We start from the raw sequence: 7765 nt of genomic DNA on the forward strand, positions 1-7765 counted from the left end.
CAGTGTACACGTGGGTACACAACTGTATACACACGTGTACACAAAACAGGATACGACGGGAGCACAAAAGCTGTACCTTTGAGGACGTGGAGTATCCCGCGAGGGTATCCCACACCCTGTATTTATATTATTCACCATTATACTCTTCACTATCATGACCACAGAAGAATACCAGAGGCTAGACCTCGGCTACATCCATTGCGCAGGCGGAGACTGCACCCTCAGAGCACAGTGCGCCCGCCACCAAGCCTACGAGCGAGCCCAAGAGGACGAACGGGCGCACTACACGACAGCCAATCTCGGAGCAATACGTCGTGAGGGCTCTTGTTCCCTCTACGAGGAGGGTCGTCGCCAGCGCTTGGCCTGGGGTATATCCCGCCTCTACGATGAACTTCGAGCTCCCGATGCCCGCTGGATACGGCAGGCACTCCAGGGCTACCTCGGCCGAGGGGTCTACTACCACGTACGCCAGCTAAGGCGAGCCCTCACTCCCGAGGAGCAGGAGTACATCCGTACGCTCTTCGACGAGCGAGGCTATGCCGACCTTCCCCTTGCCTTCGACCGCTACGAAGAGGTCTACATCAGCCTCGCCCGCATCACCGACCGCAGGAGGCGAAGGCATTAACCCGTCCCCCCAAGGACGAGCCCGACGGCAGGGAATAATTAGGAGGCAACGGCTATTATCTATACCTTTGTCCTCGGAGCAAGGCAGTAGCGTCTGCCACGTGTGCTCCATCTTCAGTACTAACATAGCGTTTGCTATTTATTCGGAAATGTCTTAGAACCTAGGAAATTCAAAAGTGCTACCCCCGAGTAAGTCAGTGAACGCCTGCGCATAGCGTAGGCGTGACTTATCTCTTGGGTAGTGGGCTTTTCCTAGGGCCTTAAGACAGAGGGAAGGGTGCGTCTACGCTTCTTTTTGTCTTAGTCCCTAGGGTTAGCCCACACCGAGAGATAGCCAGCGCCTAATCACGCTATGCGCTTATGGCAAACAAGCAACTCACTGGGGCTAAGAAAGCCAAGAAAGATGAGTTCTATACGCAGTTGGCTGACATAGAAGTGGAGCTCAAGCACTATCGGGAACACTTCAAGGGCAAGACAGTCCTCTGTAACTGCGACGATCCTCGGATGAGTAATTTCTTCTATTACTTCGTCCTGAACTTCCACTTCCTCGGTCTCAAGAAACTCATCACTACCTGCTACAAGAATCAGAATCCAGACCTCTGCTCAGAGAATATCAGTGAGCAGGCCGTCTATCTAGTCTACGAGGGAGAAGACATCGGTATTCCCCCCAACCCTACTATCGCTGGGCTCGTACGCTCTTTAGAGGGAGATGGTGACTTCCGAAGTAAGGAATGTATTGCCTTCCTTGAGGAGGCAGATATCGTGGTCACCAATCCCCCCTTTTCTCTCTTCCGAGAATATGTTGCCCAGCTGATCAAATATGATAAGAAGTTTATCATCATCGGCAATATCAATGCCGTTACCTACAAGGAGATTTTCCCTTTAATACAAAGGGATCAGGTTTGGTTAGGGCCAAGTATTCACAGTGGAGACCGAGAGTTTGAGATACCTAGTAGCTATCCATTGGAGGCCGCTGGCTCTAGGACAGATGATGAGGGACGTAGGTACATACGCGTGAAGGGTGTACGCTGGTTCACCAACTTAGATTTCCCTCAGCGACACGAGGAGCTCACCCTCTACAAGAAATACAGCCCAGAGGGGTATCTCCACTACGACAATTATGATGCCATCAACGTAGATAAGGTCGCAGATATTCCCCGCAACTACGATGGGGTAATGGGTGTGCCTATTACTTACCTCGATAAGCATAACCCCGATCAGTTCGAGATCTTAGGAATAACTGAGAGTAATGGGCGAGGCTTCTCCACTGGGCTATGGGATGAAGCCAGTAAAAAGGCTCATCCCTACGTTAAGGGTGAGAAAAAGTATGCACGCATCTTTATTCGTACACATAAATAACAAGTAACCTATGACCATTCAACTCGTACACATTAAAGTCCGAGACCTATTCAATGGGTATCAGGACAATGGGCTCGATGGTGTCGTCGCCTATGGAGGTAAGCTGGATGTACGTCCCGCCTACCAGCGTGAGTTCGTATACAAGCCCGAACAGCGACAGGCCGTCATCGACACGCTAAGCAAGGGCTATCCACTGAACGTCATGTACTGGGCAGACCAAGGAGATGGGCACTATGAGCTCATCGATGGACAGCAGAGGACGCTATCTATCTGCACCTTCCTCAACAATGACTTTTCCTGCAAGGGACTCTTTCAGATTCCACAGTCACTGCAGTTTGGGTCACTTCCCCCAGACAAGCAGGCCAAGCTCCTCGACTATGAGCTCACCGTCTATATATGCAATGGGGCAGCAAGCGAGAAGCTCGGGTGGTTCAAAACCATTAATATCGCAGGCGAGAAGCTTACCGACCAAGAGCTACGCAATGCCGTCTATGCGGGTCCCTGGGTATCGGATGCCAAGCGCTACTTCAGCAAGACGGGCTGTGTCGCTCACGGACTCGGAAGCAAGTACCTCAAGGGAACGCCTATCCGCCAAGAGTACCTAGAGACCGCAATCTATTGGTATGGAGACCAAGCAATGCCAAAGCTGGACATCGAGGAGTGCATGATGAAGCACCAGCACGAGCCCAAGGCGCAAGACCTCTGGGACTACTTCCAGCGGGTCATCGAATGGGTAGAGTGGCTTTTCCCTACCTATCGGAAGGAGATGGAAGGTCTTCCCTGGGGGATCTACTACAACAGATACCACAAGAACACCTACGACCCAATAGCTCTGGAGCAGGAGATCGGCACCCTGATGGCAGACGAAGATGTGACCAAGAAGCGTGGTATCTACAAGTACGTCCTAGAGAAGGCGATCGGGAACGACGACCCGAGTGTGCTCGGCATCCGAGCCTTCAGCGACAGCCAGAAGCGCACAGCCTATGAGCAGCAGGGCGGGGTATGCCCCCACTGCGGGAAGAAGTACGAGTACGAGGAGATGGAGGGCGACCACATCACCCCCTGGAGCAAGGGAGGCAAGACCGAGCTAGCGAACCTACAGATGCTCTGCCGAGACTGCAACCGCCGTAAGAGCAGTAAGTAGGCAACGATAGCAGGCACACTCGCCTAGCCCCTGCACTTGAGGGCAAGAGTAGCCCCTAAATAAATAGCCAAGAGCGAGGAAGTAATTTCCTCGCTCTTGGCTATTTATTTGTCCGCTTATCCACTCCTTGGATAAAGGGTTTAGGGTATATGGGGATGGAGAAGTCGCTAGAGGTACTCGGGGAGGAGGTAGGGCTGCATCAGAGCTCGATAGGCTAGAGTGGAAGCCCCGTCCCTCCCGAGGAGCGTCAGATGCTCTGTGTGAGTAGGGATATAATCCTCCCCTACCCTCAGCCGACACCATAGGGTCAGCACCCGCACTAGTCGCCCCGGCACCGAATAGACATACACCAGCTCCGCTAGGCGCAGGAGCGACTCGACAGCACACTGCCTTAGGCTGGGGAGGGTGGAGGCTGGGGTAATGAGCGCTAGTGCCCCATGAGGGGTCAAGAGGCTTGGGGCGTAGGCTAGGAGTGTCTCGGGAGATAGCCCTTCGGCCTCGGAGTGACGAGCTAGACGACGTGCCCGATCGGAAGAGACTACCTCCTCGGGGTAAAAGGGAGGATTGGAGATGATTAGATCAAAGGGGAGAAAGGTAGAGCTCCCCACTAGCTCTCGAGTACGATCGAGGAAGGAGGCTTGGTACAGCGAGAGACGAGCAGCGAAGGGGGAGGAGAGAAAGTTGGCCTGAGCCTCCCGAACAGCAGACTCCTCCAGTTCCCAAGCCTCAATGAGTGCCTCGGGGTGTCGCTGAGCCTGTAGCAGAGCTAGAATACCCGTTCCTGTACCGACATCCAGCACTCGCCTCAGCGGGCTCTGTGGATAGCGGAAGGGCCACGCCCCTAGGACTAGGGCATCCGTCCCTACCCTCTGTGCGGCTTGGTCATGCTGGATAGAGAATGCCTTGAGATGAAACATCGTGTCTACTAAGTCTTATCCAACTGAGGGACGAAGGAACTCAAGAGAGCTACTGTCCATTCGGAGCGAGGATCTGCTCGGGGTGGCGTATGCGCCAGGGCTGGGGATAGAGGTTGTTGGATCTATTGCCTAGGTGCTTGACGAAGCCTAGGGCTAAGCCCCGATAGCGAACGAGGACAAAGCCCCTCGGTGTCCCTTCGGGTAGGGTAATCGCCTCACGAGCGAGGTAACGGATCGCCTCGGGATGGGTCAGTTCTACCGCTGGGAAAGCCTCGGGATGCAGGAGCTCACTTAGAGCGAGGGCTGGCAAGGGGAGGAAGTCCCGTCCCTTAGCCTCAGCGACCTGCACCCCCGAGGAGAGGATGGGTACACGCAGGGCACGTAGAGCATCGGTCAGAACAGCTACCCGCTGGGGAAGAGCGACGAAGAGCCCCTCTGTGGGAGACTGCCAGTGGAGCGAGGATAATGCCTCGGGACGAAGCCAAGCCTTCACGGCTTCGGGTATCTTGGTAGTCGTTGGCTTACCCTTGCCCTTTGCTACTGGACGAGGAGTGGCATGCCCTTCGCCCTGTGACGGCTTGCGAACAAGTGCGAGGAAGAGCCCTTCGCCTCGTAGACGGTGGGGCATCATCCTATAGCACGGATAGGAGCAGAGAGGGGAAGGGGTGACGATAGGCGGTAGCTCGGGGAGCGGAAGGGCTTCGGCACCTAGCTCCTCGATGAGGTAGCATAGCTGGCTCTCGTCCTCTTGCTCACTATAGGTACAGGTACTATAGACCATAAGCCCACCGGGACGAAGGGCAGGCCAGATATCCTCTAGGATACCCCGCTGACGCTCGGCACACTGCTGGACGAGGTCGGGAGACCACTGCTGACGAGCCTCTTCATCCTTGCGAAACATCCCTTCGCCCGAGCAAGGAGCATCGACGAGGATTAGGTCAAAGGCCTCCCATAGTCGCCCAAGCATCTGAGGCTCTGCAGAGGTTACGATCGAGGAGGCACTCCCCCACTTCTGGATATTCTCCGTGAGTATCTGTGCCCGAGCCCGCATGATCTCATTGCTCACGAGTGCACTTCCCCGAGGGAGCAGATCCAGTAGGAGCGTACTCTTACCCCCAGGTGCAGCACAGAGATCGAGGGCATCGATCGGTTCGCCACCTAGGAGTGGGGCGATACAGCTCAGGAGCATAGACGAGGCTTCCTGCACATAGTAGCCCCCAGCATGCCAGAGAGGATCAGCCGTGAAAGAGGGACGCTCCGATAGATAGAAACCCAAGCCTCCCGACCAAGGCACAGCATCCTCTAGGACGAAGGGTAGGCTCTCTCGACAGGGCTTAGTACGACTAAGTCGCACAGAGACCGAGGGAGGAGTATCGAGCGTGTCAAGTAGACGATCCGCCTCCTCGGGAAGGAGCGAGCGGATCATCTGACAGAAGGCAGGATGCAGGGGCTGTCGTGTGGACATCTTAGAGAGCTATCGTATGAGCGGGACTATCTTCCGAGGAGGAAGATTGTGGGTACCTTATGGATATTGGGGATATTGCCCCGCCAAGTAGCTATCTTCTTCGTCTGGAGGAGCGCATCTGGAGAGGTCAGGGCAGAGGCGATACAGAGGAGGGTATCGGGGGAACAGACCTTGGCGATCTGCTCGACGAGCTGGACGTTGCGGTAGGGTGTCTCGATGAAGATCTGCGTCTCACCGAGCGTGCGTATACGCTGCTCCATAGCTCGGAGTGCATGCTGACGCTCGCCTTCGTCTATCGGCAGGTAACCACAGAAGGCAAAGCGCTGCCCATTGAAGCCCGACCCCATGAGCGCCATGAGTATAGAGCTTGGGCCCACGAGGGGAACGACCGGTATCCCCCGACGCTGAGCCAGTGCTACCACGTCTGCGCCAGGATCAGCCACAGCAGGACAGCCTGCCTCGGAGATTACGCCCATAGGTTCGCCCAAAAGCGCAGGGGCGAGGTAGGTGCTGAGGACACTTGGGTCAGTATGCTTATTGAGCTCGTAGAAGGTCAAGGCATCGATGTCGATCGACTTATCGACAGCCCTTAGGAAGCGACGGGCAGAACGCACATTCTCCACGATGAAGTGGCGAATAGGGCGGATGACAGAGGCATTGTATTCGGGTAGGCAGGTAGCGTGCTCGACCTCCGCTAGGGGGACGGGGATGAGATAGAGCGTGCCGAGGGTCTGTGACATAGGGGTAGAGATGGGAGGAGAGATCATTGAACCGAGACCCCTGAGCGCAGGCGATGGGCCAGCAGGACCGTCTGCTCCAGATAGGGGAGCTCTGCATGTAGATAGCTGGTGAAGGGCTCTTCGTAGAGGCGAGAGGTGACATGGTCGATCGGCCACCACTTGCCCTTGATCGGGAGGCAGTCGATCAGCAGGAGGCTGGGATCCTCAATCTCTACGGAGAAGAGGTATATGCTCAGGGGTTGTCCCCCGATCGTCTCGTGGTAATGTAGTAGGAAGCGAGGACGAGCACGGCGAATACCACAGAAGCGCAGGTCAATCAGTTCCTGTGCCACCTGCTCAGGCTGACAGCCCTCGGTAAGCCAAGCGATGAAGGGGGTATCATAGCCCTCGGCCTGCGGTAGACGCTTACCCGAGTTCTGCTCTAGGTAGATCATTCGCTCCGTAGTAGCGATGAGACGGACGACGGGCAGACGCCCCTCCGTACTCACAGGTGTCGTCATCGGGACACGGCCTATGGTCTGCTGACGGTCATTCATCACGGGGATCCACACCTCCCGACGCAGACGCTTATTGACCCAAATGAGGTGCAGGGTCTCCAGCAGGTACACTCCCCAAGCAAAGACAGCGATGAGGATAGAGGACACATAGCGGACATGAGACCAGTGTACGGGGCAGAGCCCTATATTGAGGAGGATGAAGAGCAGAGCAAGCAGTGAGAACACCACGAGGATACGCTCAAAGCGAAGGCGCTCCACCCTTAGGATACGTCCACGGACACATTCGCACCGCTCAGTAGAGCCAGCAGGACGTGCCACTCGGCGATAGAGAGCAACAGCTAGGCTACTGATGAGATAGCTGGAGAGTAGGAGCGCTTGGTGCCAAAGGGCATGAGGATAGAGGTCACAGAAGAAGAGAAGTAAGCCCCCCCAAACAAAGAGCACAAAGAGCGAGCGTCCGACGACAGATCTATTCGTGGACAACCACCCAAGAGCTCTCATCAAGGCAATACACAGAGCCAAGACCGTAGCTACGGTACCCCATGCCAATGCAGGCGGGCACACCAAGCTCAACGCTAGGCCTAAGGGGAAGGTGAAGAGCTCAGTGGGCAAAGGTAGGCGCACAGCTCTCAGACGGCGACGGATCTGCTGTAAAGGGGTAAACTTCTTGCTCATGCATCCTTACAACACAATGCCTTAGAGCTAGGTTCACCTACAGCCTTAGTCTAGGGAGATATAGAAGGGCTCTTCAGAGAACGAGCGTGTATGGCGATACTACTCTCGGAGCTACAAGTCTCCCTTCCGAAGAGGCTAGTAAGAGCATCTTTATATTCCGATAAGAGCCCTACAAGGCCTATCCCAGAGGACCGACGCATGATCTCGCTCGCACACTCCTACCTTTGGATCTTCGGGGGTATCATTTAATATTCCAATGAGCCTTAGCCCATCACTAGAGAACCTACGTATTATCCCCAAGAAACAGACATACAAGCGAGCCCTACAGAGGATATACTTAGAGC

At 55.3% G+C, this 7765-nt stretch carries 7 protein-coding genes; 3 read left to right on the forward strand and 4 right to left on the reverse strand.

What is annotated here, in order from left to right; all coding sequences use genetic code 11:
* Positions 1-154: 154 nt before the first annotated feature.
* The 3 genes from QZ554_RS07685 to QZ554_RS07695 all read left to right on the forward strand — a co-directional run bounded on the left by QZ554_RS07685 (position 155) and on the right by QZ554_RS07695 (position 3127).
* Positions 155-625 (forward strand): DUF6078 family protein, encoded by a 471-nt coding sequence (locus QZ554_RS07685; RefSeq protein ID WP_297195594.1) that lies wholly within the window; start codon positions 155-157, stop codon positions 623-625.
* Between the two features lie 359 nt (positions 626-984).
* On the forward strand, positions 985-1983 hold the full coding sequence (locus tag QZ554_RS07690) for an adenine-specific methyltransferase EcoRI family protein (protein WP_297195596.1): 999 nt from the start codon (positions 985-987) through the stop codon (positions 1981-1983).
* 10 nt (positions 1984-1993) lie between these two features.
* The gene (locus QZ554_RS07695) at positions 1994-3127 is read left to right on the forward strand and encodes a DUF262 domain-containing protein (protein ID WP_297195597.1); all 1134 of its coding nucleotides are present in this window, start codon (positions 1994-1996) and stop codon (positions 3125-3127) included.
* A gap of 167 nt (positions 3128-3294) precedes the next feature.
* On the opposite strand, the gene QZ554_RS07700 is transcribed toward QZ554_RS07695, so the two are convergent.
* From QZ554_RS07700 to QZ554_RS07715, 4 genes are read right to left on the reverse strand one after another with little or no spacing between them, the layout of a single operon-like run.
* A complete protein-coding gene (locus tag QZ554_RS07700; protein ID WP_297195599.1) occupies positions 3295-4044 on the reverse strand; it encodes a methyltransferase in 750 nt (249 codons plus the stop codon).
* Positions 4045-4093: 49 nt separating this feature from the next.
* Positions 4094-5509: an RNA methyltransferase RsmF gene (locus QZ554_RS07705; protein ID WP_297195601.1), complete on the reverse strand. Its 1416-nt coding sequence runs from the start codon at positions 5507-5509 to the stop codon at positions 4094-4096.
* A gap of 26 nt (positions 5510-5535) precedes the next feature.
* Positions 5536-6249: an SAM-dependent methyltransferase gene (locus QZ554_RS07710; RefSeq protein WP_297195603.1), complete on the reverse strand. Its 714-nt coding sequence runs from the start codon at positions 6247-6249 to the stop codon at positions 5536-5538.
* Between the two features lie 23 nt (positions 6250-6272).
* Positions 6273-7421, reverse strand: coding sequence for a hypothetical protein (locus tag QZ554_RS07715; RefSeq protein WP_297195605.1), 1149 nt, complete (start codon positions 7419-7421; stop codon positions 6273-6275).
* Positions 7422-7765: the final 344 nt, after the last annotated feature.

It is taken from the genome of uncultured Porphyromonas sp. (genome assembly GCF_915070105.1).
In the GTDB taxonomy this organism is placed as follows: domain Bacteria; phylum Bacteroidota; class Bacteroidia; order Bacteroidales; family Porphyromonadaceae; genus Porphyromonas.

Coding starts and splice junctions, on each gene's coding strand:
- QZ554_RS07705 (WP_297195601.1), bottom strand. CDS start 5,509: ATGTCCACACGACAGCCCCTGCATCCTGCCTTCTGTCAGATGATCCGC.
- QZ554_RS07710 (WP_297195603.1), bottom strand. CDS start 6,249: ATGTCACAGACCCTCGGCACGCTCTATCTCATCCCCGTCCCCCTAGCG.
- QZ554_RS07690 (WP_297195596.1), top strand. CDS start 985: ATGGCAAACAAGCAACTCACTGGGGCTAAGAAAGCCAAGAAAGATGAG.
- QZ554_RS07695 (WP_297195597.1), top strand. CDS start 1,994: ATGACCATTCAACTCGTACACATTAAAGTCCGAGACCTATTCAATGGG.
- QZ554_RS07715 (WP_297195605.1), bottom strand. CDS start 7,421: ATGAGCAAGAAGTTTACCCCTTTACAGCAGATCCGTCGCCGTCTGAGA.
- QZ554_RS07700 (WP_297195599.1), bottom strand. CDS start 4,044: ATGTTTCATCTCAAGGCATTCTCTATCCAGCATGACCAAGCCGCACAG.
- QZ554_RS07685 (WP_297195594.1), top strand. CDS start 155: ATGACCACAGAAGAATACCAGAGGCTAGACCTCGGCTACATCCATTGC.